The organism is Mesorhizobium sp. M1329 (assembly GCF_040318035.1).
Taxonomy (GTDB): Bacteria; Pseudomonadota; Alphaproteobacteria; order Rhizobiales; family Rhizobiaceae; genus Mesorhizobium.
This window is the reverse complement of sequence record NZ_JAMYLN010000054.1, coordinates 1-23437: the sequence shown is the minus strand read 5'-3', so window position 1 is coordinate 23437 and position 23437 is coordinate 1. Positions and strand designations below refer to the sequence as shown.

Annotated in this window: 21 protein-coding genes and 6 pseudogenes; 15 read left to right on the top strand and 12 right to left on the bottom strand. The window is 59.7% G+C overall.

Annotated features, from left to right (window positions below; translation table 11 throughout):
- Nucleotides 1-276: 276 nt before the first annotated feature.
- From NKH21_RS31250 to NKH21_RS31230, 5 genes are all read right to left on the bottom strand, one after another.
- A complete protein-coding gene (locus NKH21_RS31250; protein ID WP_352869723.1) occupies nt 277-690 on the bottom strand; it encodes a response regulator transcription factor in 414 nt (137 codons plus the stop codon).
- A gap of 701 nt (nt 691-1391) precedes the next feature.
- Nucleotides 1392-4742: a DEAD/DEAH box helicase gene (locus tag NKH21_RS31245; protein ID WP_352869721.1), complete on the bottom strand. Its 3351-nt coding sequence runs from the start codon at nt 4740-4742 to the stop codon at nt 1392-1394.
- A gap of 95 nt (nt 4743-4837) precedes the next feature.
- Nucleotides 4838-5434 carry a sigma-70 family RNA polymerase sigma factor gene (locus tag NKH21_RS31240; RefSeq protein WP_352670521.1) on the bottom strand — a complete coding sequence of 199 codons (597 nt, stop codon included), beginning with the start codon at nt 5432-5434 and terminating at the stop codon, nt 4838-4840.
- 343 nt (nt 5435-5777) lie between these two features.
- Entirely contained in the window at nt 5778-6029 is a 252-nt protein-coding gene (locus NKH21_RS31235) for a DUF6894 family protein (protein ID WP_352670522.1), read from the bottom strand.
- A gap of 23 nt (nt 6030-6052) precedes the next feature.
- Nucleotides 6053-6826: a Crp/Fnr family transcriptional regulator gene (locus NKH21_RS31230; RefSeq protein WP_352670524.1), complete on the bottom strand. Its 774-nt coding sequence runs from the start codon at nt 6824-6826 to the stop codon at nt 6053-6055.
- Between the two features lie 412 nt (nt 6827-7238).
- On the opposite strand from NKH21_RS31230, the gene NKH21_RS31225 reads away from it, so the two are divergent.
- From NKH21_RS31225 to NKH21_RS31160, 14 genes and pseudogenes are all read left to right on the top strand, one after another.
- Nucleotides 7239-8738, top strand: a complete 1500-nt coding sequence (locus NKH21_RS31225; protein ID WP_352670526.1) for an ATPase domain-containing protein — start codon at nt 7239-7241, stop codon at nt 8736-8738.
- Nucleotides 8735-9778, top strand: coding sequence for a sensor histidine kinase (locus tag NKH21_RS31220; RefSeq protein WP_352670527.1), 1044 nt, complete (start codon nt 8735-8737; stop codon nt 9776-9778). The genes NKH21_RS31225 and NKH21_RS31220 overlap by 4 nt, the downstream gene beginning before the upstream one ends.
- Before the next feature lie 604 nt (nt 9779-10382).
- Nucleotides 10383-10968: pseudogene (locus tag NKH21_RS31215) on the top strand (MgtC/SapB family protein).
- Nucleotides 10969-11344: 376 nt separating this feature from the next.
- The gene (locus NKH21_RS31210) at nt 11345-12742 is read left to right on the top strand and encodes a cytochrome B6 (RefSeq protein WP_352670529.1); all 1398 of its coding nucleotides are present in this window, start codon (nt 11345-11347) and stop codon (nt 12740-12742) included.
- Nucleotides 12743-12787: 45 nt separating this feature from the next.
- Nucleotides 12788-13369 carry a DUF4142 domain-containing protein gene (locus tag NKH21_RS31205; RefSeq protein WP_352670532.1) on the top strand — a complete coding sequence of 194 codons (582 nt, stop codon included), beginning with the start codon at nt 12788-12790 and terminating at the stop codon, nt 13367-13369.
- A 733-nt stretch (nt 13370-14102) separates the two neighbouring features.
- Nucleotides 14103-14612 (top strand): ferritin-like domain-containing protein, encoded by a 510-nt coding sequence (locus NKH21_RS31200; protein WP_352869717.1) that lies wholly within the window; start codon nt 14103-14105, stop codon nt 14610-14612.
- A 266-nt stretch (nt 14613-14878) separates the two neighbouring features.
- A complete protein-coding gene (locus tag NKH21_RS31195; RefSeq protein ID WP_352869715.1) occupies nt 14879-15028 on the top strand; it encodes a WGR domain-containing protein in 150 nt (49 codons plus the stop codon).
- Between the two features lie 49 nt (nt 15029-15077).
- A pseudogene (locus NKH21_RS31190) lies at nt 15078-15203 on the top strand (IS481 family transposase); the annotation flags it as partial.
- Nucleotides 15204-15335: 132 nt separating this feature from the next.
- On the top strand, nt 15336-16232 hold the full coding sequence (locus tag NKH21_RS31185; protein WP_352670536.1) for an anti-sigma factor family protein: 897 nt from the start codon (nt 15336-15338) through the stop codon (nt 16230-16232).
- A gap of 382 nt (nt 16233-16614) precedes the next feature.
- Nucleotides 16615-16869: a DUF680 domain-containing protein gene (locus tag NKH21_RS31180; protein WP_352670538.1), complete on the top strand. Its 255-nt coding sequence runs from the start codon at nt 16615-16617 to the stop codon at nt 16867-16869.
- Between the two features lie 58 nt (nt 16870-16927).
- Nucleotides 16928-17149 carry a DUF680 domain-containing protein gene (locus tag NKH21_RS31175; RefSeq protein ID WP_352670541.1) on the top strand — a complete coding sequence of 74 codons (222 nt, stop codon included), beginning with the start codon at nt 16928-16930 and terminating at the stop codon, nt 17147-17149.
- 80 nt (nt 17150-17229) lie between these two features.
- On the top strand, nt 17230-18201 hold the full coding sequence (locus NKH21_RS31170) for an MBL fold metallo-hydrolase (RefSeq protein ID WP_352670544.1): 972 nt from the start codon (nt 17230-17232) through the stop codon (nt 18199-18201).
- 28 nt (nt 18202-18229) lie between these two features.
- Nucleotides 18230-18709 carry a tetratricopeptide repeat protein gene (locus NKH21_RS31165; protein ID WP_352670547.1) on the top strand — a complete coding sequence of 160 codons (480 nt, stop codon included), beginning with the start codon at nt 18230-18232 and terminating at the stop codon, nt 18707-18709.
- A gap of 53 nt (nt 18710-18762) precedes the next feature.
- Nucleotides 18763-19130: pseudogene (locus NKH21_RS31160) on the top strand (DoxX family protein); the annotation flags it as partial.
- Nucleotides 19131-19422: 292 nt separating this feature from the next.
- Here the strand turns inward: NKH21_RS31160 and NKH21_RS31155 are convergent.
- The 4 genes from NKH21_RS31155 to NKH21_RS31140 all read right to left on the bottom strand — a co-directional run bounded on the left by NKH21_RS31155 (nt 19423) and on the right by NKH21_RS31140 (nt 21426).
- On the bottom strand, nt 19423-20046 hold the full coding sequence (locus NKH21_RS31155) for a cysteine hydrolase family protein (protein WP_352670550.1): 624 nt from the start codon (nt 20044-20046) through the stop codon (nt 19423-19425).
- Nucleotides 20043-20330, bottom strand: coding sequence for a hypothetical protein (locus tag NKH21_RS31150; protein ID WP_352670553.1), 288 nt, complete (start codon nt 20328-20330; stop codon nt 20043-20045). The genes NKH21_RS31155 and NKH21_RS31150 overlap by 4 nt, the downstream gene beginning before the upstream one ends.
- A gap of 15 nt (nt 20331-20345) precedes the next feature.
- Nucleotides 20346-21122, bottom strand: coding sequence for an exodeoxyribonuclease III (gene xth, locus NKH21_RS31145; RefSeq protein WP_352670556.1), 777 nt, complete (start codon nt 21120-21122; stop codon nt 20346-20348).
- 121 nt (nt 21123-21243) lie between these two features.
- Nucleotides 21244-21426, bottom strand: a complete 183-nt coding sequence (locus NKH21_RS31140; protein ID WP_352670559.1) for a DUF3606 domain-containing protein — start codon at nt 21424-21426, stop codon at nt 21244-21246.
- A gap of 460 nt (nt 21427-21886) precedes the next feature.
- Here NKH21_RS31140 and NKH21_RS31135 point away from each other — a divergent pair, with 460 nt between their 5' ends.
- Nucleotides 21887-22090 carry a CsbD family protein gene (locus NKH21_RS31135; RefSeq protein ID WP_352478587.1) on the top strand — a complete coding sequence of 68 codons (204 nt, stop codon included), beginning with the start codon at nt 21887-21889 and terminating at the stop codon, nt 22088-22090.
- A 550-nt stretch (nt 22091-22640) separates the two neighbouring features.
- Here the strand turns inward: NKH21_RS31135 and NKH21_RS31130 are convergent.
- The 3 pseudogenes from NKH21_RS31130 to NKH21_RS31120 all read right to left on the bottom strand — a co-directional run.
- Nucleotides 22641-22858 (bottom strand): annotated as a pseudogene (locus NKH21_RS31130) (transposase); the annotation flags it as partial.
- Between the two features lie 48 nt (nt 22859-22906).
- Nucleotides 22907-23214, bottom strand: a pseudogene (locus tag NKH21_RS31125) (hypothetical protein); the annotation flags it as partial.
- A gap of 9 nt (nt 23215-23223) precedes the next feature.
- A pseudogene (locus NKH21_RS31120) lies at nt 23224-23437 on the bottom strand (hypothetical protein); the annotation flags it as partial.

Here is a 23437-nt window from a genome sequence, read left to right as displayed (position 1 = left end):
CCCTTGGAGCCGCCCTGAGAGCCTTTCTTCGTCGCCATTGTCATCTCCTGTTTCATTTGTATCGACGCATGCATGGTCTAACTGGCCCAGTCTCTTGTTGTTCCTTCGCCACGGCTCTGTGGCAGCCAACAGGTTGAGCGAGGTTGACCGCTGACTTCAGTCGGCCACGTCAGCAGCGACCGGTCGAGCATCTCGGCTGCGCTCCATTGCGGAAGTTCCGGTATGAGGATCGACTGCCTGAAGGGGTTGCTGTCATGGTTTCGAAAGCTGACAAGCTTAGGAACTTTGGTCGAGATCTCTAAAAGACCAGCCGTTCAATCTCCTGATGCGGGCTAGGAGAAGTGCCAAGTCATACGGCTTGGCGATACGAGGGCCATCCCGGCAGAGATCACCGGCTGCTTTGGCAGTTCGCTCCACGGCCGATGACAGCACCACCTTGATGCCTCCTCTATTCTCCCGGACCCACGCGGCAAGCTGAAACCCATTCGTCCCGCCTGGCAGATCCACGTCCGATAAAATGGTATCTACGTAGAAGCCGGAATGCCCCACCTCTTGGGCAGCAAGGGCATCTTTTGCCTCGATAACTCGGTAGCCACAATGTCGAAGGTAGTCCGCCGTGGCCGAACGAGTGGTCACGTCAGCACTAACTACCAAAATCGTGTCGGGCTTTGACCCATGACGATTTTCCATTCAGCTGGAACGGTCAACCATCTTTCCTGTTCCGACCACTTCATACAAATTGCATGCCCCGTATAGACTTCGTCCGGGTGCGTGGGAACGTGCCATCCTGCCTCTTGGAGAGACGAAGAACGGGCTGAGAGACAATCACAAAGAATACGCCGCATCGAAGGGACGGCCGTCAGGAAGAGAGTGGCCGGTGGCGCAAGTTCGGGTAAGTGGAGTGAAAGTCGGCAAGGGCGCCGATCTGCGCGAACAGCTGAGCGAACGATCATTCAGCCCGCGACGCTGTGACATATGACACGCCAGCAACTAGCATGCCCCGGCATTCGGTGGGCTGCCAGGCGCGTTTGTCTTAGTCCCTTTAACGAATGTGAATGCATACGCCACAAACCTCAGCATAGTGGCCTGGAAGAGCAGGTGTGGAGGCCCGAGGTGCGACAGCTTGAAGATCTCGTGGAACACTATGTCGGCATACGCAGCCGGCGTGATGGAGTCATGTCGACAGGGCTCGCCTTGAGAGCGCTAAGGCAGGTCGTTGGGATGGCTTCGATCTCAGACCGGGAGCTTGCGAACATGGTCGCCGACCGTGCGGTCAGGCATGGTCTCGCCGTGGACTTTGATCATATCCGGCAAGACTGATTGTGGCCTTCTTGGACCGCTACTAGGGCCATTGCGGGTCGTGCTTGACCCACAATCGGTCTCGCCACTAGTTAACCTGGTGCGTGCGCGGAACGAATGGAACCGATCACGCTTCGTAGAACCTCGAGTTTTGCGACGCCTGGCTTGGTTGACCTGCAGATCAAGCGGCCTTGTCGAAATTCGAACCCGTCCTGCCCTAAAATGTTCTGCCGAATTGAGGCGGAGGGCTTTGTGCGGAAGGTGATCGCAATCGCTTCGGGTCCTATGTCGACCTGGCTCAAACCCAACTCCGCTGCGTCTATTCGCAGTCGGGTTACCTCCAGCAGCGTCGCCACTTCGCTCGGGATGCCTCCGAAGCGATCCTCCAATTCGTCGGCAAATGCATTCAGATCCGAATGCGTGCTCATACGGAACAACCGCGAATACAGGCTGAGGCGTATCGCTGGCTCCCGCACATAGCTTCCTGGGAATGACCCTCCGGCCTGCAAATTGATGTCAGGAAGTTGCGTGTCAGACGGGGGGCCGCCACGAGCAATCGATGAGGCACGCTCGAGCAATCTTTGGTAGAGTCCAACGCCGATCCGCTTTATGTGGCCGGCCTGTTCCTCGCCGAAAAGGTCGCCTGCGCCGCGCTGGTCGAGGTCCCTTTGGCTGATAGTCAGGCCAGAGCCAAGCCGGTCGAGCGCCACAAGAGCCGAAAGCCGGCTCCTCGTGGCTTCAGCTAATTCCTTACCGGGCTCGGTCAGCAGAAACGCAAAGCCTTGCAGTCTGCCTCTGCCCACACGCCCTCGAAGCTGGTGGAGCTGTGCAAGTCCGAAACGGTCCGCCCGCCAAACCAGAATGGTGTTCGCCTGCGGTATATCAAGTCCGCTTTCGATGATGTCGGTGGCCAGCAAAATGTCACCTTCACCAGCGGCGAAGCGAACCACGATCTCGTCCAACTCACCCGCTTTCATTTGGCCATGCGCGATCTTCACCAAGAGCTGCGGAACCAGCCTGCCCAGTTGTCTGAAAACAGTCCTGATGTCATCTATCCGTGGAACGACAAAGAAGCTTTGTCCCCCGCGACGGTATTCACGTAACAGAGCAGCCTTGGCCGAACCGGCATCGAAAGGAGCCAAGATGGTGCGAACCGGACGCCGCTTGGCAGGCGGTGTATTCAGAACGCTGACTTCCTGCACGCCCGCCAACGCCAATTGAAGCGTGCGGGGTATCGGAGTAGCGCTCATGGTCAACGTGTGGAGGCATGGCGCCAACCCTCGCAGTGATTGCTTCAGCTTGGCCCCGAACCGATGCTCTTCGTCAATTACGAGCAGCCCCAGATTGGCAAAGGCCACCCCCTTGGCCGCAACAGCGTGGGTCCCGACGACGACTGCGATGTTACCGCTTCTCAGACCATCCTTGACTTTCCTTGCCTCTGTCGATCCGACCACCCTGGACAGGTGACCAGCTTGGATGTCGAACCCTGCGAAACGCCGACAGAACGTCTCGTAGTGCTGACGCGCGAGCACTGTGGTGGGTGCAACGATAGCAACCTGCTTGCCGCAGAATGCGGCCGCAGCACACGCCCGAAGCGCCACCTCCGTCTTTCCAAAGCCGACGTCGCCGCAGACCAGCCGGTTCATCGTTTTTCCCGACGACAGGTCATCCATCACGGCTCGGATTGCCGCGGCTTGGTCGGGGGTCTCGGCATAGGGGAATCGTGCCGCGAAACGAGCAAGATCAGCACGCGGCGGCTTGATCATTTCGGCGGACTGGCAGGACCTGGCCTTCGCAATGGCGACCAACCGGTTGGCTACCTTGTCAACCTCGCGGACTACAGACTGGCGCCGCTCCTTCCAGCCTTCACTGTCCAGTCGGTCCAAGGCTATCGCTTCTGGCTCGGACCCGTAGCGCCATATACGGCCAAACTCCTCCACTGGTACCAGCAAGAAAGCGCCACCATGATATTCAAGCTTTACGACATCCTGTTGCAGGCCAGCCGCTTCAATTTGTTCGATCGCGGCAAGCACGCCTATGCCATGGTCTTCGTGGACAACCAGATCACCGAGCTGCAGGTCGGGTTCGACTATACCGCTGCCGGACCCTGTGTTTGCAGTCCATGACGGACCGAATATGTCCGCTGCCGCAACAACCGCAATTCGGGACAGCGGGTCGACAAAGCCCTCCGTAAGATCGAACTCCGCCTTGAGAAGAGAGCCTCTTTTGACCGAGAGGATTTGCGGCCACCCAGCGACTGGCTCCATCTGGCGACCGAGCTGACGCTCGATCAGCCGGTCTGCTCGGCGCAGTTCCGAAGCTTCGCCTGTCACCACCACACTAAACCCCGAACTTGCGCGCGCCTCGGCGAACGCGGCGAATTCGCGCCCAGCTCGCGGCAGGTGGTAGAATTTGGGAATTCGACCGACCGGGAGAGTAAGTCTCAAGCACTGGCGATCCCGCAGCGCGTTATCCCACTCTTCGCGCGACAAATAAAATCGTTTCGCGGCCAACCCCGCCGTCGCTGATACTTGCTGTCTGCCGCGCCACGCATCCTCAATGAGGTCCAATACGCGAGCAAGCCCGATTTCTTCCAGTCCATCCAGGAAGCAGACGGAGGCTGTCGCTGCGACGTCGAAAAGCGCTGGCAGGTCGGAATACAGCGAGATCAGGCGTTCCTCCAGGGGGATCGTGCGCATGGCTGCGCGGTCGAACTCGTTGCCCGCTTGCAACATGAGCTCCGATGCCGGGCCAACCACAACGCTGTGAAGAGATCGCTCGCTTCGTTGCGTGATTGGGTCATATATCTTGAGTTCAGAGATGGCGCCGTCAGGACCCAGCACAACACGTACTGGATGGTCACGATCGGCAGGGAAAATATCGACAAGATCGCCCCGGACGGCTATCTCGCCAGGTTCATCGACTCGATCGTCGACAACATAGCCTGTTCTCTCAGCCAACACCCGAAGTGCCCCCAGGTCCATCTTCTGTCCGATCTGCAGGGTGGCGAAACCCTGGTCGATTAGCGAGGGGGGAGGTACCCGCTGCAGGGCAGATTCGACCGAAGTAACCGTGATGCGGGGACCTTTTGGAGGGGCAGCAACAGCTTGCAGGACGCTTATCCGCCGCCCCATTGTGGCGCGAGTGGGCCACACCCTGTCAAAGGGCAGGCAATCCCAGGGCGGCATATACAGGATGTCAGCTCCTGGGAGAAAGTGGCGCAATGCCTGCGTGATGTCAGCTCCATCGCGTTCGCAACTCGCGACATGGAAAATGTCCCCGTTTCGATCGGTCTCCAAGACACTAATCAACGCCGCAGCGACTGCGGCAGCTGGCGGTGTGTCGCCCTCTCCTCCGGTTGCGAGTTCGCGCTGTTTCGCAGAAGCGCGCTCAAATTGCTCGAGCTGTTCAGCTTCTCCGGCATTCGAGGTCTTTCTATCCACATCTCACCTTCCCATCCCGGGACAGAACGGCCGGCAACGCGCCAGCGCTCCCGTGGGAGGGCGTAGCTGGCAACACTAGTTGCAATGAGTAGCCGTCACCGCAACGGCGCATGGCCAGCGCTCGCGGGTAAGGTGTTGCTGGCCATTGTTGTAGCCAATCGCCCATCGCGCAGGTAATCGCGTCTTTCTGTCAGCTCCTGTGCTGATTTTTCGCCCAGAAACTCGAGCACGCCTGCCCGTGCGCGACTGAGCCCGCTTTTGACCGTTCCAACGGCGCAACCGCATATCACGGCAGTCTCTTCGTAGCTGACACCAAGCACCCCCGCCAGCATCAGCACTTCGCTCTGAGATTTTGGCAAGCTTTGAGTGGCCCGGTGGACCTCCTTGCTTTGCATCGACCATTCCTGTGCAGGCTGCGAAACGGGTGCAAGCGAGGCGCAGTCAACGATACTTGGTGCTTCCCTCGTGGCAGCCCTGACGCGCGTGTAGTAGGTGTTGCGCATAATCGTGAAGAGCCATGACTTCATTCGCGTTCCGGGCTCGAACTTGTCGATGTTGGCCAGCCCTTTCGCTAACGTTTCCTGCACCAGATCGTCGGCATCTTCCCGGACCTGGCAAAAAGCGCGGGCGAAAGCGCGCAATGCGGGAATGAACTCGACGATGGAAAGTTCACCAGTGGCCTGCTGAGCCAAGGTATCGCCCCTGTGTGACAAAATCGGCCTCCCTCAGAGTGTTGGTTGGGCTCTGTTGAACAACTCAAGAAACAGGCTTCGCGGAGAGATTGCGACTGGGCCTGATCCAGCGGGCACCTACGGGCACCTCCCGCCACCTTGCCCCGGGGCATGGGCTCAAGCATTCACATTCGTTAAGCCGGAGTTTGTCTGTCTTGCAGGCCGGACACATTGTAGCAGTCGTACCCATTTGGCGCCGACATGAGGCGCCTGTAGTGGGACCGGCGGCAGGAACGACGCACCGAACGAGCTAATCGCCCGCCTCAATTGCCATGCTGGGAGCAGCAAAATGGCTATTCCAAACTCATCCCGAAGCGCTGAGTTCAAGCTTTTCAATTTTGAGAATCAAGCTGAGCCTCAGGATCTTTCGCCCGCTCTCGTCACGAATATCCACCAATAGCTGTTGCTGCTCCGAGCCTCCCAGTGTTTCCCGTGCCAAATCTACCAGACCCTCGACAGCTGCCTGGCGGGCTGCCGCGATCCCTTCGCATTCCAGGCCCATGTCGTCTTCAACAAGATGCTCAGCATCGCCGCTGTCAAAAAAATATCGTCGCATGCGATCGACATCCTCATCAAAAGCTAAGCAAGGTCGCGTTGGTGCAGGTACGTCGGATCGAAGTCTCCTGCTCGGACCAGGCGGGGCCAGTCAAGAGCACGTAGCCTTGTACCTGAGGTAGCAATCAGACCGTCGCCGCGCAGTTCCTGGAGGGTGCGGTTCACGTGAACTGTCGACAAGCCGAGAGCATCGCCAAGAGCGGCCTGCGTGATCGGGAGATCCGCTACGTGGTCCTCGATGCGTCCGACAGACCGCAAACGCACGATAAGCTCGCATAGGATGTGGGCTGTGCGGGCATAGGCCTCGCGTCGCCCGACATTGGTGACCCATTCCCGGTAGATGGAGGCGTCGATGAGGGTCGATCGCCAGAACGCCGTCGCGATACGCGGATGCTGTTCGCAAATTGGGCGAAGGACGCTATGACGGATGAAGCCTAATCTGCTTGGCGTCAGGCTCGAGAAGCTGCAGTCCATCACGGAAAGGTGCAAGCCATGCAGATCCGGAATATCGCCTGCGACAAAGAAGCTGGTGATCTGCCGTCTTCCCTGACCAGTATACTTGGACGAACAGACCAGGCCGTCCAAAACCACAAACGAGTTTGCAGGGATATCGCCTTCCGAGACGATATCCTGATTGGCTGCGACGTCCTTTTCCTGAGTCGGCATGCCCCGCAGGATCGCGGCATCATCGTCGCTGATATCAGCGATTGATCGAATTTTGCGGATGAGCACGTCTGATGACAAAACGGAAGACAAGACTTGTGGACCTACTTTGGTTGCTATCGCAAGTTTGCACATGGATGCTCAGTGCTGTCCGGCGACAGCGGCCGCTCGAGACAACAATTCTCGATCACATTCCCCCATTTCCAATCCAAACCTTCCGAAGCTGGAGCACCACGTCTGCCGGACCCCGACCGGCTTGCAACCAAACCGCCGCGTCCCAATACCTGCTGCAGCTTTAGAAACTCAGAATGCATGGCGTGCGAACGCCCCCGGTGTATCATCGTTGCTGTACGAATTTAACTATCGCCTCCTTCCGAGCAAAACGGGCCCCTTTGCAGCTACTGGGCGCGGGGGCCCTAGCAGCGATCAGCCTCACCGAACGGCGTCGTGAGCAGTTTGTAGAGGAGGCTCTTGTCCTCTTATCCAGCGCCTTGCGGCCTTCTGGAACCATCAAAACTGACAATCGTTACGCTGTTCAGCAAGGTACATGAGGGGCAACGTGAACGAAGATGACGCCTCACCATTAGCGACCGGGGTAGAAGGCCTCGACTATGTCTTGCGCGGGGGTTATGCCAAATGTCGGTCACATCTCGTTGAGGGAAGGCCTGGTTCAGGCAAGACCACGCTCGGGCTTCAGTTCCTTATCAAGGGGGCCTCGCAAGGCGAAAAATGCCTCTATATTACGCTATCCGAAAGCAAGCGCGAACTCATATCCGTGGCAAGCAGGCATGGCTGGACTCTGGACGAGATAGAAATTCTGGAACTCGTTCCTCCAGAACTCAGCCTTGATCCCTCCCAGTTGCAGACGCTCGTGCATTCTTCTGACCTGGAACTCGGGGAGACCGTGCAGGCGGCCTTGGCTGAGATCGATCGTATTAAGCCACAGCGCGTCGTATTCGATTCTCTTTCCGAAATACGGCTGCTCTCGCAGGGCTCACTTCGCTACCGCAGGCAGGTCCTGGCGCTGAAAAGCTTCTTTCTGCTCAATCATGCGACGGTGTTGTTACTCGACGACCTCACGGCCGAGCAGGATGACCTCAACCTGCATTCGATCAGCCATGGCGTCATCCGCATGGAGCAATTGACTCCGATCTATGGTGGCGAGCGGCGGCGCCTGCGGGTGATAAAGATGCGTGGGGTGCAAATACGTGGCGGTTACCACGACTTCGTCATCCGGCCGGGCGGGGTAACGGTATTTCCGCGACTGGTCGCCGCCGAGCACCCTGAAGCCGAGCACGGCTCGCCGGCCTTAAGCGGAAATGCCGTGGACACTCTGCTCGGCGGCGGCCTCGATCGGGGTACAAGCACGCTCTTGATCGGCCCTTCGGGTGTGGGGAAGTCCACCATAGCCTGCTCCTACTGTCATGCAGGGCTGGGGCGCGGTGAGCGCGTCCTGGTTCTGCTGTTCGATGAAACTGATCGCATTTTCCTGGGACGTGCAGCCGGTGTCGGTATGGATCTCAAGCCCTTCCTGCAAGACGGAATGCTCCTGCTCGAACAGATCGACCCGGCGGACCTTTCACCCGGCGAATTGTCCTCAAAGATCCAGATCGCAGTCGAGCGGTTTGATGCCCGGATCGTAGTGATCGACAGCCTCACGGGATATCTGAATTCGATGTCCGAAGAGCAGCACCTTGTGCTGCAGATGCATGAAATTCTCACCTACCTCAACCAGAAGGGCGTCGTCACGATCCTGCTGCTCGCCAATCACGGGCTGATCGGCCAGACGGCGGCGCCAATCGACATGACTTATCTGTCTGATGCAGTGATGTTGCTGAGGTTTTTCGAAAGTGGCGGTCGCATCCGACGAGCGATTTCGGTGGTGAAGAGGCGAGTTGGTCCTCATGAGGACACTATTCGTGAATTCATGGTCAGCAGCCAAGGCATAGCTGTCGGCGAGCCGCTCGAGCAATTCAGGGGAATACTTACAGGCGTGCCCTTTTTTGAGGGCAAACAAAGCGATCTGCTCGCTGACACGAAGCCATGACGCCGAAAGAACCCGTCGTACTTGTGCTGGCCCCGGTTGGTCGAGACGCTCAGATAGCCGCCTCGATTCTGACAAACAACGGGATTGGCACACGCGTCTGTGCCAATCTGGACGAGGTTTTGCGGCTTCTCGATAGCGCACACTGCCTCGTCGTGGCCGAAGAAGCGCTCATCAATTCCGACCGGAGCCAATTCGCCGCCTGGCTGCGGAACCAACCTGCGTGGTCCGACTTTCCAGTGGTTCTTCTGGTCATGCGGGGAACGGAATTCGACAAGCGTCTTGCGTTTCTGGATCGGTATCTCATCGTTCTCGAAAGGCCCTTCCTGGCCTCAAGCCTGGCCAATTCGGTGCGGTCGGCGTTGCGTGCGCGTGCACGCCAGCTGGAGGTCAAGTCCCACCTCGAACAGAAACAGGAGGTCGCAGACCGTCAAAAGCTCTTGATCCGCGAGCTTCATCACCGGGTGAAAAACACCCTGGCCAATGTGCGAGCAATGATGGGAGCGACGGCCCGATCCAGCGATAGCGTCGACAGCTTCGTGCGCGATTTCTCCGCAAGAATCGTGTCCCTTGCCGACACGCACTCAATGCTTACAGACGACTATTGGCAGACGGCCTCTTTACAGAAGTTGCTTGAGGCGGAACTGAGCCACTACGAGATCCATAGCGAGCCGCGAATATCACTGCATGGTCCGAATGTGGCCCTCGTCGCCGACATTGCGATACCTATCGGCATGGCGTTTCATGAACTTGCCTCCAACTCGGCAAAATTCGGCGCCCTGTCGTGCCCGCAAGGCCGCCTTGAAGTGCGGTGGTGGATACCCGATTCCGCAGGTGAGCAGGTCCTGCATCTCAATTGGCAGGAGCGGGACGGCCCCATTGTGCAGCCGCCGAGTCGACGAGGCTTTGGAACGACATTGCTGGAAAGAGTGGTTACAGTGCAATGCAATGCAACGATCGAACTGCATTACAATCCCGGCGGCCTGCGTTTCACTATGGCGTTGCCATTGCGCGAAACGAGGCTCGTGCCAGCCTACTCCTGAGTGACCTGCCGGACGCGACGAACTAGCCCGCAGCCTGTGGCTGCAGCCGAAGCCACTAATCAAAGCGCTGGCTCCGCGACTTTCTTCATCGATTCGACGGTACGCCACGATGCAGGTGCCGGTTGGGGTCGCTATTCGCGCTCCTCAGACCGCCCGGCGCCTGGCGGCACCATGTGACCCACGCGCTGTCGGAGATACGTGGGCTGGTCGGGGCCCCCGTGACGTTGGGACAAACCCCGCTGCTAAGCCGACCTTTTGAGCTCCGCGACCTGAACGCCCAGCCGAAACGCCTGACCGTCTGCAAACGAGCGCGCGTAGCTCTCAGCTGTGAAAGGGACCGTGGTAGTCGTACCATTGACCGTCACGCGAACCGACCACTCTCTGGCCCTCACGATTTCAACGGCATGTTGCTCATGCGCAGCCATGCATTCCTCCCAGAATGGTACGTTGAGGATGGGGAGGACAGCGTCGCAAGACTCGTTTGCATGCAAATATTCCGACACCCCAAGGTCGAAATGTCAAAACAGCGCACAGCCGCGGCACCCGCAGCGCGTGGGGAACCGGGCCGTCCCGATCACGTTGTGTCGGGCAACCTGGGCTACTCATGCAACAACTTCTCCAAGAATTCGGCCATCCGACATACGTCCCGTTTCCAGTCATTGCGGCGAGGCTTCTACTGGCGTCGATCTTCGGTGCTGCGATCGGTTTCGAACGCGAATGGCGAAAATCGGCCTGCAGGGCTTCGCACGCATATTTTGGTGTGCGTGGGAGCGGCTACGTTCAGCATTCTGACGATTGAAATCGTTCACGCGCCGATGTTTCTGCAGGACTCCGTGAAAGTCGATCCGATTCGGGTGGTCGAAGCAGTCACCGCTGGCGTCGCGTTCCTTGCTGCCGGATCGATTTTGTTTTCGGGAGGCGAGATCCACGGGCTGACGACGGGTGCGGGCATGTGGCTGTCTGGCGCAATTGGCGTGGCGTGCGGGCTTGGTCTGTGGCAGGTGGCGGCGCTCGGCACGCTTTTGGTGCTTGTCGCTGCAGGCCTTCTTTATAGTTTGCAGCCAAGTCTGGCACCGGCGAAAATACCCTACCAGGGAAGCCAATGTCGGGAGAAGAAGTGTCCAAGCGGCGCAAAAGCTGAGGACAGAGGTGAATACACAGGTAAGCGCGCCGCCCAAGCTCAGACATAAAAGTGCAGGTGCCGTGCCAGATGCATTGACCGATTGCGGGGCGGCTTCGATACGGCGGCTAGTACGCCACGCACTTCGTTCGCATGGCTCGTTCCCATTTGCTTGAGCGCACGAGTTCGCTCGAAGGCGAGCACCTAAGGCTCGCTAGTCACGCCTAGCGGCCCTCCAAGATCCCCGCTCCAAGCTGCTGGCCCCACCGGGAGAAACTGGCGAGATTCTTGGGGAGTTTCGACCAAATCTCAATTGGCGGGTAGAGGTCCTAAGTCACGAATTATCGCACCCGTCCCAAGATACCCGACCCGAAACTTGCGCTTTTTCCCGCGGGGAACAAATCGCGCGCGGTGCGGTTCGGCGTAAATCCAGCCAGGAGGGAAAAATGCGCAGAGTGTTGAATGCGGGCGTTCCGTGCGCGCTTGTCGTTGTTGCCGCCAGCCTCAGCGCCTTATCGGATCCGCTGCCGCCCGATCTCACTTACCGGCCGCTGCCGGCCCGTCCGTTCTCGGCAGTCAAGGCCGACGACGAGGCACAGAAGCCACGCGTGATGGCGCGCCAGAAGGCCTTGCTGGAGGCGCGATACGACCTTTCTGACCGTCCCATGCCGGGCGTGAAAATGTCCGGCGGCACCAAGCCTGTCCAGGAGGGCGTCCGCGTGAAGCTGGCAAAGGACCAAACCTGGCAGGGCCTGGCGGAGATGAGCCCTGGCGAGATCCGCGACCGCGATCTGCTGCCTGACGGCTTCCTGCCGCTGCCGCATGTCAAACAGGCGGCCGGAGGCCAGGTCTTTCCGGAAGAGGAGATCCGCGAGGTCGGCCGGCAGGAAGGACGCGACCTGAGGCGCTTCGACGTCGACTTCGATCTTCCCGATTACCTCACCCCGGAATTTCCATCACCGATATTCCTGACCACTCATCCGGAGCTCGGCGACGTGTCACGCGGCGAGCTGCTGACCATCCGCAACTACTACGAAATCATGAACGGCATCATCACGCCGGTGCAGATGGAGGGTCTGCGGCTTCTATTGACGCCATTCCCGCAGGAGGAATTCAACCAAACCGAGGACCGCAAGGTGGCTGGGCAAAGCATGGGAGTGGCCTGCCTCGACTGCCACGCCAATTTCAACACCAATGCCGCCTTTCATCTAACGCCCGATATCAGGCCGCAGGCAGCGCGCTTCCGCCTCGATTCGACCAGCCTGCGCGGCCTGTTCAACCAGCAAATTCATGGATCGAAACGGTCGTTGCGTTCGGTCGAGGATTTCACCGAATTCGAGCAGCGCACCGCCTATTTCAATGGCGACCATGTCAGCGCCACCAGGAAGGGCGTCAACCTGCCAGACCGCACCAATCAGGTGGCGATGATGGCGCAGATGCAGAACATCATCGACTTTCCGCCGGCGCCGAAGCTCGATGCGTTCGGAAAGCTCGATCCCGCCATGGCCAGCGAAAAGGAACTGGCGGGCGAGCGGTTGTTCATGGGCAAGGGCCGCTGCTCGGCATGTCATGACCCGCAAACATCGTTCATGGACAACAACATGCACGATTTGAAACTGGAGCGCTTCTACAAACCCGGGCGGACCGTCAACGACATGGTGGAACTGCCCGACGGGCCGATCAAGACGTTTACGCTGCGCGGCATCAAGGACACGCCACCCTATCTGCATGACGGCCGCCTGATGACGCTGGCCGATACGGTGGAGTTCTTCAACCTGGTGCTCGGCACGAAGCTAACCCAAGACGAGAAGGATGATCTCGTCGCCTATATGCTCACGCTTTGACACGCGGCAGGTCGACCGGTCGGCACATCTTTGGTGGAGGTTTTCATGCGTGTTCTTGCAACGACCTTGGGCCTGACGGCACTCTGCGCATCGCCTCTCTTGGTATCCCCGCTCTTTGCGCAGATCGGAAATCCGGCCGGCAACGCCCCGGACACATTGATGGACTCGCCGGGTCAGCCCATGCCGCATCAGACGAACTATCAGGACCGGCTGTTCGCGCAGCTCGCCGCGGCCGGCGGCACGGCAGAAGTCGATTTCGGTAATCTTGCGAAAAAATCCGGCCATTCCGCCATCAAGGAATTTGCCAGCCGCATGGTCGACGACCACTCAGCGGCAAACGAGAAACTGAAATCGCTCGCCGAAGCCGACAAGATCCCACTGCCGCAAGGGCTCGACGACGAGCACAAGCAGCTGCGCGCGAAGCTCGAAAAGCTCGAAGGGGCTGCGTTCGACCTCGCCTATATCATTAGCCAGATCACCGATCACCAGAAGACTGTGCAACTGCTCGAATGGGAGATCGGGTCAGGCCAGGATGCCGACCTCCAGCATTTCGCCTCGGATACTTTGCCGACGGTGCTCGAGCATCTGCGGATGGCGCGCGACATCAAAGCAAAATTGGTAAGCTAGGCGCTCGCCGACGCCACTTCGGGGCCGCCAAAAAATAGAGTGAATGGGTTAGCGCGCGCCACGTAATACAGCGGACCCAGTGCTAAATTGCCCACGGGCCGGCCATGCAGTTTTGTCGCCTGATCATGGGAACCTCCGCATCGCTCGCAGCTCATTCGAGTTCGGCCCCAATGATGCCGACTGTGGCAGCGAGCGCGACCAAGGTGCCCGCAAACCCGCACCGTGAATTGCAACGCCGGCCTGCCCAAACCGAAACGCGCTAAGACGCGCCGAGTGGCGGATCTGGAAACGAAGCGGAGGTGACAGCGGACGTAGCACTACGACGCGCAGATTAAGGTCGCCGAAGAAAGCCTGAAACACAGCGCCACCAGTGCCAGACTGCGGAGGCGGCAGCCATCGGCACCCCCGGCGATGCCTGGCAGGATACAGGCGCAATTCGTGATTGAACATCGCCTCGAGCGGGGGCTCCGCTACGATCAACTCAGTTCAGGGTGCCGGCGGGGAACTCGTCAAATTGCCAAGGCAAGGACCCAAATGGCGTCTACACCTGCATAGCTGCCTCAGCGGCTATCGCCACCTGAGCTGGTCCGCATTGCTTTCAAGCTGCTGTCAAACGCGCAGGGATGTTACTCCGCGCGCGGCACCTGACTGAATGGGACTCTCTAATGACCGCACGATGTTGGAACAACGTCACCGTTCGGCAGTTCTCCACCATCCACTAAGGAGATTTGAAATGTCAGAGGCGCGAGAATGGCTTGTCCAATGGCTTAGAGATGCTCACGCCATGGAAGAGCAGGCCGAAACGATGTTGAACGGGCAGTTAGGCCGTATCGAGAATTATCCCGAACTCAGCGACCGAATCCGACTGCACCTTGATGAAACGAGGCAGCAGGCTGCTCGGTTGAAGATCTGCTTTGACCGAATGGATGAGGGCTCATCCACGATGAAGGATGCTGGCGGCAAGTTAACTGCAATGGCGCAATCGTTGAGCGGCTTCTTCGCCGGCGACGAGGTGATGAAGGGATCACTCGCGAGTTACACTTTCGAGCACATGGAAATCGCCTCCTACACGATCCTAATTGCCGCAGCTCAATCGATGGGCGAAACTGAGGTCGCGCGGGCTTGCGACGAGAACTTGCGAGAGGAGGTCGCGATGGCGGAATGGTTGAAAGACCATCTTCCCTCGACAACCGAGCAGTTCCTCGCCAGGGCCGACACGGAAAGCGACAGCGCCAAGCGCTGATCCGCTAGAAGCGTACGCATCGCTTCTGGACCGTTGAGCCTGCGCCAGTCGGCCGAGATACAGCGTCGTCTTGGCCGGCCTGGCGAAGGTCTGCGGATCACGTCGCCCGCAACCACAGCTTCAGATATTTATAGCCCGTGCCCTCACCGAGTGTTCCGCGATCAGGGTAAAAGTCCAAGGGCAATCATCAACGCCGTGAATCGCTCAGCGCCTAACGATTCAGCCAATGAATTGGATGTCGGCGCCGGACGTGGTGACAATCGGGCATGATGGAGCCCAAGGTCCAAATCGTTCTCCAGCGGCGCGATTGCACCTGCAATGTAGCCAGGTTCTACTTGCTCACAATCGAGCCGTCGCTGTTCGGCGATGCTGCGCTTATCCGCGCCTGGGGGCCGATCGGCTCATTAGATGTTTGATCCCAGGTTTTGATGGTTCATCATTGTCGTCCGAATCAAAGGATGCACTATGGGCCAGGTTCTGCATGGTAGCGCCACAACGACAGAGGCGATCCGTCGAGCGAAACAACATAGTCAAGCGAGCCTGAGGTCGCTTTCGAGGCGCTATGGCATCAACCCCAAGACGGTCGCGAGGTGAATCGTGAGACCCTGCTCCGGTCGGGGTAGAGAATGCCCGGTGTTCGCGGGTGTGGTCCTGATCGTGAATGCGGCAATCCTTGCGCTCCGAACGCTTGCATCGTTGCAGTCCAGAGGGTGATTGACATCGATGAGACTTTTGCCTCCCGACGCACTTTCCCTTGCCCGTTGGCTGACCGGCAATGCCACGGACGCCGAGGATGTCGTGCAGGACGCCTGCATGAAGGCGCATGCAAGCATGCTGCACGCGTTGGTCGATGGGGAGCTTGACGCCGCAGCAGCAATAGCGGTCGAGCGTCGCATGGCCGCCGATCCCAGTCTCGCGGCCGAACATGCCCGCATCGTTGCTTTGCAACAGGTTTTGGGTTCGCTTCCGAAGCCGAAAGCAAGCGACGCCCTCAGTGCACGCATCGCAGCCATGGCCGCCGCCGCCAACGTGGAGGTGCTGCGGCCCAGGGCGCCCCTGGCACAGGCGAAGCCGGCACGAACGGTGTGGTCGGCGCGAAGCTTCGGCTCATTCGACTGGCGTGCCATGGCGGCCTCGATCATGATCAGCGCCGTGGTGGCCAGCAGAGCGACGCAATGGGCGATGCAGCGCGCGCCCGACAGCTTCACCGCCGGCGTGGCCAGCGGCCATCGTCGCAGCCTGCTCGCGACCAGCCCGGTGGATGTCGTCTCGTCGGACCGGCACACGGTAAAGCCTTGGCTCGACGCTAGGCTCGGGCTTTCACCGCCCGCGCCAGACATGGCCAAGGAGGGATTTGCGCTCGTCGGCGGCAGGGTCGAGGTCATCGGCGGCCGCCCGGTGCCGGCATTGGTGTATCGCCATCGTGAGCACTTGATCACACTTGTCGCCGAGCCTCAAAATGGCGGGGCGGTAACCGAGCCGGTCGATCTTTCGGAGGGCGGCTTCTCGCTGGTGCAATGGAGCGACGGCGCGTTCTCCTATTGGGCGATCTCCGACATGGAGCGGCCCGAACTCGACGATTTCGTGGCGCGCTTCCGCGCTGCCGCCGTGACCGGCTGATTTCCGTCTTTCCAGAACACACGTGCAATGCGCCGCCGTGGTAGCCGCAGGTCCCACGCGCCCGAAGCTGACGGGCCCACCGGCCCAATCATACCCATTTCGGACGCGAGGCGCATGCTCGCGATTGATCTCTCGGCTTGACCTAAACTCCCAGCCGAGTGCGGCGCTCCGGAAGGCGCTCGCCAGTTCATTTCATCCATCCCATCGCCCGCGTATTCGGGTCGCGCCCGCCAGCATAGTCCAGGCCCGCCAGCCGCTGGATTTCTGCCGTCCAAGACAATTCCGTGGCAGCTCGGGAATAAAGCGAAGCCCCGCCGGGTCTTGCTGTGTAGCGGGGCCGTTCTCCGCACGCATTTCAACGACAAAACAAGGACACCTCGAAATGAACAGAATCACATTCGCTGCACTCTCCATGCTGCTCGTAACAGGCACTGCATTTGCCGGCAGCGACCATTACGGCTCGAACAGCGCCAACCAGCCGGCCGCGACTGTCGACCATAGCTATACCGCTTCCATCCAGGCCTCCGACATCGGGCGCCAGAACGGGGTCGACACCAAGGTGACGACCGGGCCGAGTCAGATGACTGTTCAGGACGTTATCGCCCAGCACAACCGCGACGGCATCTGGGGCCGCTGATCGCGGTCCGTCAATCAACTCCAAAACATCTCAACTCTCGAAACCAGGAATTATCGACATGAGAAAGATCGCCCTTACCGCTGCCGCCATCCTCGTTGCCACGAGCAGCGCTTTCGCCGACAGCGACCATTATGGCTCGAATAATGCCAACCAGCCGGTGGCCAATGTCGACAAGTCTGACACGGCTTCGATCCAAAAGCCGGCCATGGCTCAGCACAAGCTCAAGCTGACCACGAAGTCTGACGCGGACGAACCCGGGCAGGGCATCTGGGGTAACTGAGGTCGAATCCGCATTCAGGGACGGAGGGCCAGGGGCGCTCCGTCATCCCTGGAAATCACCGCTTCCCACAGGAGACCACCATGATCAACATGACACGCCGCGCACTGCTTGGATCCGCTGCCGCCGCTGCCGCCTTCGGCCTTGCCGGAAAGCTGGAATTCACCCGTCCCGCATTCGCCGAAACGCCGGTCGAGCCGGCCGTTGGCTTCTACAAATATAAAGTAGGCGATATCGAGATTACCGCCATCTATGACGGCATCTGGCGCAAGCCGCACGACCCGGCCTTCATCAAGGATGTCTCGGTCGAGGACACCAAGGCAGCGCTTGCCAAGGCCGGCCTGACGACGGACTTCATGCCTATCCCGCTCACCGTCGTCGTCCTCAAGATGAACGGCAGGCTGATCATGATGGATGCCGGCTCGGGCGTTGGCCAATGGCAGACCAATGCCACCCATCTGCCGGCCAACATGGCAGCCGCCGGCATCGACTACCAGACGATCGACACGATCATGATCTCGCATTTCCATCCCGACCACGTCTGGGGCCTGATGGAAAAGCGCACCAGCGCGCCGGTCTTTCCGAACGCCGAGCTCATCGTCAACGCAACGGAATACAATTGGTGGACCGACCCTGCCCGCCTTGCAAAACTGCCCGAAGGGCGCAAGCCGGCCGGCAAGCGCATCGCCGAGAACTTCCCGAAATGGAAGAACTGGAGACTGGTCGAGGATGGGGCCGAAGTCGTGCCCGGCGTCCAGATCATCGCCGCGCCCGGCCATACGCCCGGCCACTCGGTGTATCTGGCGAACTCCGGCAAGGAACAGATGATGATTTCGGCCGACACCATATATGTGCCGGCGCTGCTGGCGCCGCATCCGGAATGGCAAGGCAGCTACGACCAGGACGGGCCGACGGCGATCGCCACGCGGCACAAGTTGATCGATCGCGTGATTGCCGATGACATCCGGATCTCAGGTTCGCATTTCCCCTTCCCTGGCACCGGCACCTTCGTCAAGGACGGCAACGCCTATGGCTTCACCCCCGTGCAGATCTGAACGGGAGCACAAGAAAGCGAGAGAGACAATGAACCACAAAATTTTCGGGAAACCTGCCCTTTTCGGGCTCTTAGGTGCCCTGACGGTCCTGACCGTCGTGCCCGTCGCCGTCATCGTGCCGGCCTATGCCGTGGACAACATCGAAGGCGACGACGCACCGGACCTCACCGGCATCAAAGCCAAGATCGAGGCCAAGAACTATACGGGCGCGCTGGCCGACCTTCGCGACCTTGCGCAAGACACCCAACAGGCCGACTTCTACAACCTGCTCGGCTTCACGTTGCGCAAGACCGGCGACTACGAGACGGCGCTAACTTACTACAACAAGGCGCTCGAACTGAAGCCGGACCATAAGGCCGCGCGCGAGTACCTCGGCGAGCTGTATGTCGCGACCGGCGATATGGCCAAGGCCAGGGAGCAGCTAGCGTCGCTGACGCAGTTGTGCCCGGCCGGATGTGAGGAGCGCGCGGACCTGCAAAAGGCCATCGACACCAAAGTGACAAAGTAAATTAGACAGGCGCTGCAAAGCGCCTGCCACTTCCATTCTTGCTGGAGCCAATCGTGAGAACATCACAAATCGCCTCAAAGTTACACCTTCGCGACTTGACCCTTTTGGTTGGTCGGCTGCTCCTGTCACTGCTGCTAGCGAGCCACTTCGAAGTGCCGCGAAAGCCATGGCGGCACTCGGTGTCAGCTCGCCGCTTCTAATCGGCACCATAGCGCTTCAGCTGGGAGTTGGGCTTGCCGTAGGCTTGGGCTTCCTGACCCGCCTGGGCGCGGTTTGCCTTGGACTGTTCTGCCTGGCAACGGCCGCCCTATTCCACACGAATTTCGCCAGCCAGAACGAATTGCTGCATTTCGAAAAGGATCTCGCTATCGCCGGCCGGATGTTTATCCTAGCCATCGCCGGCGCCGGCGCGATTTCCCTCGCCAGCACTGACTGCTTGGCGAAGCGGAGACAACGGGACGGGGACATGATTGTCCCGCCACAGCGGGCGGTCGCCTTCTGTCAGTGGGCGACATCAAGCTCCCGTCCCCTAGTCGGTCAATACCGCGCCTGCCCCATCCGCTCGCGACACGTTAAGAAGCGCCCCATAAGGATGTGCTGGTGCTGAGAAAGTCCATGCGCCGGCGCGCTTCCAGCCCGACATCGAAGCTCGTCGTGACGCCACGCGTCGATAATCATTTCCTGTTCTGCCATGCGCAAGGGTGCTCTCGATGTCACAACATTCCGTCCAGTCGAGCGGCCAAGAGGTCGGCGGTGGTCACTGTCTCGACCTGCATGCCGTAGCGGCTTTCATAGATCGCCAGCATGGCATCGTGCGTCGAGTCAGCTCCGGAACATACCGCGTCGGCGACGATGATCACCCGGTAGCCGAAATCGATGGCTCCCATCACACAGGCGAGCACACAGACCTCCGTCTCCGCGCCCGAGACGATCAGTGAATCAATTCCCGCAGACCGCAGGCGAGCATGCAGTGACCCGTGCCAGGCCGACATGACAGGTTTGTCCTCCAACAAAGCGGGCGGCACGAACCGCGCCAGTTCCGGAACAAGATCAATCAACTGAGGATCAAGCCTATCACGGGTCATCGTCTCCCACTTTTGATAGTAGCGTCTCCAGGCGCCGCCGGCGTCGATAGGAGATTGAGGGGGAATAAACCGGGTGAAGATCGTCCGCGCGGGGTCAAGTTCGACGAGGGCGACGACATTGGGCAATACGCGCCCCATCCACGGCGTGTGCCACTCCGTCGTTTCGGCAAACATCCGTTGCATGTCGACGCAAAGGTGGACCCAGCGCTCACGAAGCGGTCCAAACCGCAGGCCTTGGTCCAATTTCGTCAATGCCGGACCGCTTTCCTGGCAGTGCTCTGCACCTTGGACTGGTCCAGACCAGACACGACCCTTGCTTCCTTGCCATCCGCGGCTTGGCAGCCGAGGAATATCTCCCCGATGTTCCAAAGCCTGTTCAGTGGCATGTCGGCGAACGCATATAGTGGATGATCCTGGTGCAGCAGGAGCGGAGCTGCCTCCAGGTCATTGTGTTTGGCGGTGCCCCCGCTCGGCTCCTCCCGCCGGCCACACACAAAGAGATTTTTGTTGATCGACGTTTCATCCAATTCGACCATCTGCATTCCTCCCAGTCAATTGAGCTCGATCCAGGCCGGCGCATGGTCGCTTGGCTTCTCCCACCCGCGAAGCTCGACATCCACGCCAGCATCGCGCAGCCGGTGGGAGGCAGAGGGGCTCACCAGGAGATGGTCCATTCGCAGACCGGAACTCCGATCGTAGCCACCACGGTAGGAGAAATTCCAATAGGTGTAGATGCCCTTCTCCGGATGGATGCGCCGCACGGCATCTATCCAGCCAGCTTGGAGCATTTTGGCATAGGCTTGCCTGCTCTGCGGGAAATAGACCGCATCGCCCAGCCATCGGCTCGGCACCACGGCGTCGACGGGGGTCGGAACGACGTTAAAGTCGCCGCACAGAACGCTTGGCGCCCGGTTTTGGAGCAAATGCTGGCCGTAGCTGATGAGACGATCGAACCAGCGCAGCTTGTAGTCGAACTTTGGGCCGGGCGCAGGATTGCCATTGGGCAGGTAGAGACAGCCCACGATGATCCCATTCACGTCGGCCTCAATATAGCGGCTGTGGGTATCGTCAGGATCCCCGGGCAGGCCGCGTCGACGTTCCACCGGCTCGATCCCGCGGGCGAGGATTGCGACACCATTGTAGGATTTCTGGCCGTGCCAGATCGCGCCGTAACCCGCCTCCCTGATCGCTTCGGCAGGAAACTTGTCGTCCGACGTCTTCAATTCCTGCAGGCACACGATGTCGCAGCCGCTTTCGTGCAACCACTTCAGGAGCACAGGCAGTCGGCCGTTGACACCGTTCACATTGAAGGTGGCGATGCGGGTCATGTGCATGCCCTCTCATGAGAACCTCCCGGCAGTCGGTCATAGGGCAATTTGGCCTATCCTCCGCGCTGAACCTCGAGCTCTTGATATCGCCACTGTCGCTGGCGTCTTGTGGGGGCGAGGGTCACTTCCTGCCCAGCTTGTCTTCGACCTTCTTGCGACTGTTGCCGACCGACTTCACCGCCGACTTGACGTCAGCTTTGCTGGCGCCGGTCTTGCTCGCCTCATACCTCATCTCATGGTCCTGCCCACCAGCGACCCTTGCCCGGTCCTGGTTGCGTCCACGCGTTGTGCCAGTGTTCGCCATTTTTTATCTCCAACAATTGCCATTCCAGTCACCAGACAACGCGGCCGGACTCTTCCGGTTCAATCCGGCGACGCGCGTGGCATGGAGCCAGCTCCCAGGCAGGGGTATTGAATGGCCCATCTATTCGGATCCGGCATGTCGCAATCGCGGGGCGGGCCTAGCGGCCCGAAGCCAGGGAGGGCTATTTCGACATGGATGATCTTGCGTGGGACAGCCGTGCTCCTCTCGCTCAACATGTCACGCTCCGCTCGGTGTTTGCGTTCACCTACGGCGCCGCATCGCCTGTCCATGTGTAGAAAAGAGCCTTCGTCGGGGAGGTCGACGCGTCCCCAAAAGGCCCACCATCTCCTAATGGGCGCCGTCACTGCCCAACTGGAGATGTGAACATCGGAGATCTTCGTCCCGGAACTCCCAGGCCCGACGACCGTTTCGCCTTGTGTAAAACAATGGAGGATAAGTCATGGACTGGAATCGGGTCGAAGGAAACTGGAAGCAGGTCAAGGGTAAGATCAAGGAACAGTGGGGCAAACTTACCGATGATGATCTTGATCGCATCGCTGGCAATCGCGATCAGCTCGAAGGCAAGATCCAGGAACGATATGGTATCGAAAAGGACCGTGTTCGGCAGGATATTGACGACTGGTACGATCGGCAAGTCTGGTAGGATCGCATGGGGCTGTCATTTACAAGAAGGGGCGCTGCTTACTTAGCGGCGCTCATTGATGCGCCGTGGTTGCAAAGCCGTAGTCAGTTCGTGCTGTGACAGCCGATCGTAAGCGCAGACGGACCGGCGTGTGAGGTCGTGCAGTGACCTGCTGCCGTCCGGCCTTCCGCGATAACGCCATAGGCGCGGGCGTGGCCGCTGTTAAACTCTCCAGGCGGCGGACCTGATGTCCGCTCGGCCGGCGCCTCCCCGCCCCCAAGCTCCCAAACGGGCGCCGGCCAGCAGCACCGACTAACATGCCGCCAAATTCAGCGTCGACAGCAAATAGCCCAGCAGCCTCGCCAACACCTTTTGGGCGCTCTCGTCGAAGTGGTTGACCTGTCCTCGAAGCTCAAGTTCACCGCGATCGACCGGGAAGTACCCTGTCCTTGGCGATTTTCGAGCTTCCTCGACCGCACCGGACTTCCGGATCGCGGGCTTACGGCGGACGCCGGCATTGGTCCGGCATTGCAGCATGAAGATCTTGCGCCCGGCGAGCGTGACTCCCCACGATGAAAGCGAATCTCGTATCACTTCGCTCGCGAAGTAGGCTGCCGCTTTGTAAGATTTCGCGCTCCGCCCTCGGTTTCGCGACTTCCTTGCGCAATCGGTCAATCTCCAGCTGTTCGGGTTTCATTTGGCGTGGCCAGGAAACGCATCGGCGGATCACCCGATAGATCGCGCACCGATTTGTGCGCAGCTGGGCGACGCAACACCTCGATCCTTCACCTATCTCGCCGCCTTGAGCTTGAACTCGCGGCTGAACTTCATTCTATGCATTTCGAGTTGAGCGCCATTGTCATTGGGTCATGACGGTCACCTGACCCCCTTTTGCCGAGCGCGCCGCCGCCGCCCGCCGCACCGTAGGACCGTCACTTCTCGAGCGCGGCGTAAGTGGCGCACGGTATCTTTGCAATACGTCTTGGAGGCGCCGAAGGCGAGGTTGCCCGAAATTCCGCGAGGGGCGATGGGACAAGGGCGACCATGAAGGTCAGCGTGCCCACCTCCGCCATCGCCGAAGAAGGCCGCCTTGTAGATGGAAAGCCGATCGTGCCGCTGTCGTTGTGCGCAGGCTGGCAAATCAAGGCTTGGCGCTATGTTATAGCAGTGACCCTGCCCGATGCATCGAGACGACAACTGACTTGCGCCTGCCGGACTTCGATGCCGCCTTTTCTTGCATAGTCCATTCGCACCTCGATCGGCGCCGTGAGTGCACCCCGAAGTTGACGCAAGGCGCCTGCGCTTACCGCGTGGACATTGACGGCGCCAAGTGGCGTCGCAGCGGCCACGATCGCCGTGCGGCAGGCT

Bases quoted from the DNA above. Each gene is read 5' to 3' on its own strand.
- NKH21_RS31250 (WP_352869723.1), bottom strand. From the start codon at position 690: ATGGAAAATCGTCATGGGTCAAAGCCCGACACGATTTTGGTAGTTAGT.
- NKH21_RS31235 (WP_352670522.1), bottom strand. From the start codon at position 6,029: ATGCGACGATATTTTTTTGACAGCGGCGATGCTGAGCATCTTGTTGAA.
- NKH21_RS31230 (WP_352670524.1), bottom strand. From the start codon at position 6,826: ATGTGCAAACTTGCGATAGCAACCAAAGTAGGTCCACAAGTCTTGTCT.
- NKH21_RS31225 (WP_352670526.1), top strand. From the start codon at position 7,239: ATGAGGGGCAACGTGAACGAAGATGACGCCTCACCATTAGCGACCGGG.
- NKH21_RS31220 (WP_352670527.1), top strand. From the start codon at position 8,735: ATGACGCCGAAAGAACCCGTCGTACTTGTGCTGGCCCCGGTTGGTCGA.
- NKH21_RS31210 (WP_352670529.1), top strand. From the start codon at position 11,345: ATGCGCAGAGTGTTGAATGCGGGCGTTCCGTGCGCGCTTGTCGTTGTT.
- NKH21_RS31205 (WP_352670532.1), top strand. From the start codon at position 12,788: ATGCGTGTTCTTGCAACGACCTTGGGCCTGACGGCACTCTGCGCATCG.
- NKH21_RS31200 (WP_352869717.1), top strand. From the start codon at position 14,103: ATGTCAGAGGCGCGAGAATGGCTTGTCCAATGGCTTAGAGATGCTCAC.
- NKH21_RS31195 (WP_352869715.1), top strand. From the start codon at position 14,879: ATGATGGAGCCCAAGGTCCAAATCGTTCTCCAGCGGCGCGATTGCACC.
- NKH21_RS31185 (WP_352670536.1), top strand. From the start codon at position 15,336: ATGAGACTTTTGCCTCCCGACGCACTTTCCCTTGCCCGTTGGCTGACC.
- NKH21_RS31180 (WP_352670538.1), top strand. From the start codon at position 16,615: ATGAACAGAATCACATTCGCTGCACTCTCCATGCTGCTCGTAACAGGC.
- NKH21_RS31175 (WP_352670541.1), top strand. From the start codon at position 16,928: ATGAGAAAGATCGCCCTTACCGCTGCCGCCATCCTCGTTGCCACGAGC.
- NKH21_RS31170 (WP_352670544.1), top strand. From the start codon at position 17,230: ATGATCAACATGACACGCCGCGCACTGCTTGGATCCGCTGCCGCCGCT.
- NKH21_RS31165 (WP_352670547.1), top strand. From the start codon at position 18,230: ATGAACCACAAAATTTTCGGGAAACCTGCCCTTTTCGGGCTCTTAGGT.
- NKH21_RS31150 (WP_352670553.1), bottom strand. From the start codon at position 20,330: ATGGTCGAATTGGATGAAACGTCGATCAACAAAAATCTCTTTGTGTGT.
- xth (WP_352670556.1), bottom strand. From the start codon at position 21,122: ATGACCCGCATCGCCACCTTCAATGTGAACGGTGTCAACGGCCGACTG.
- NKH21_RS31140 (WP_352670559.1), bottom strand. From the start codon at position 21,426: ATGGCGAACACTGGCACAACGCGTGGACGCAACCAGGACCGGGCAAGG.
- NKH21_RS31135 (WP_352478587.1), top strand. From the start codon at position 21,887: ATGGACTGGAATCGGGTCGAAGGAAACTGGAAGCAGGTCAAGGGTAAG.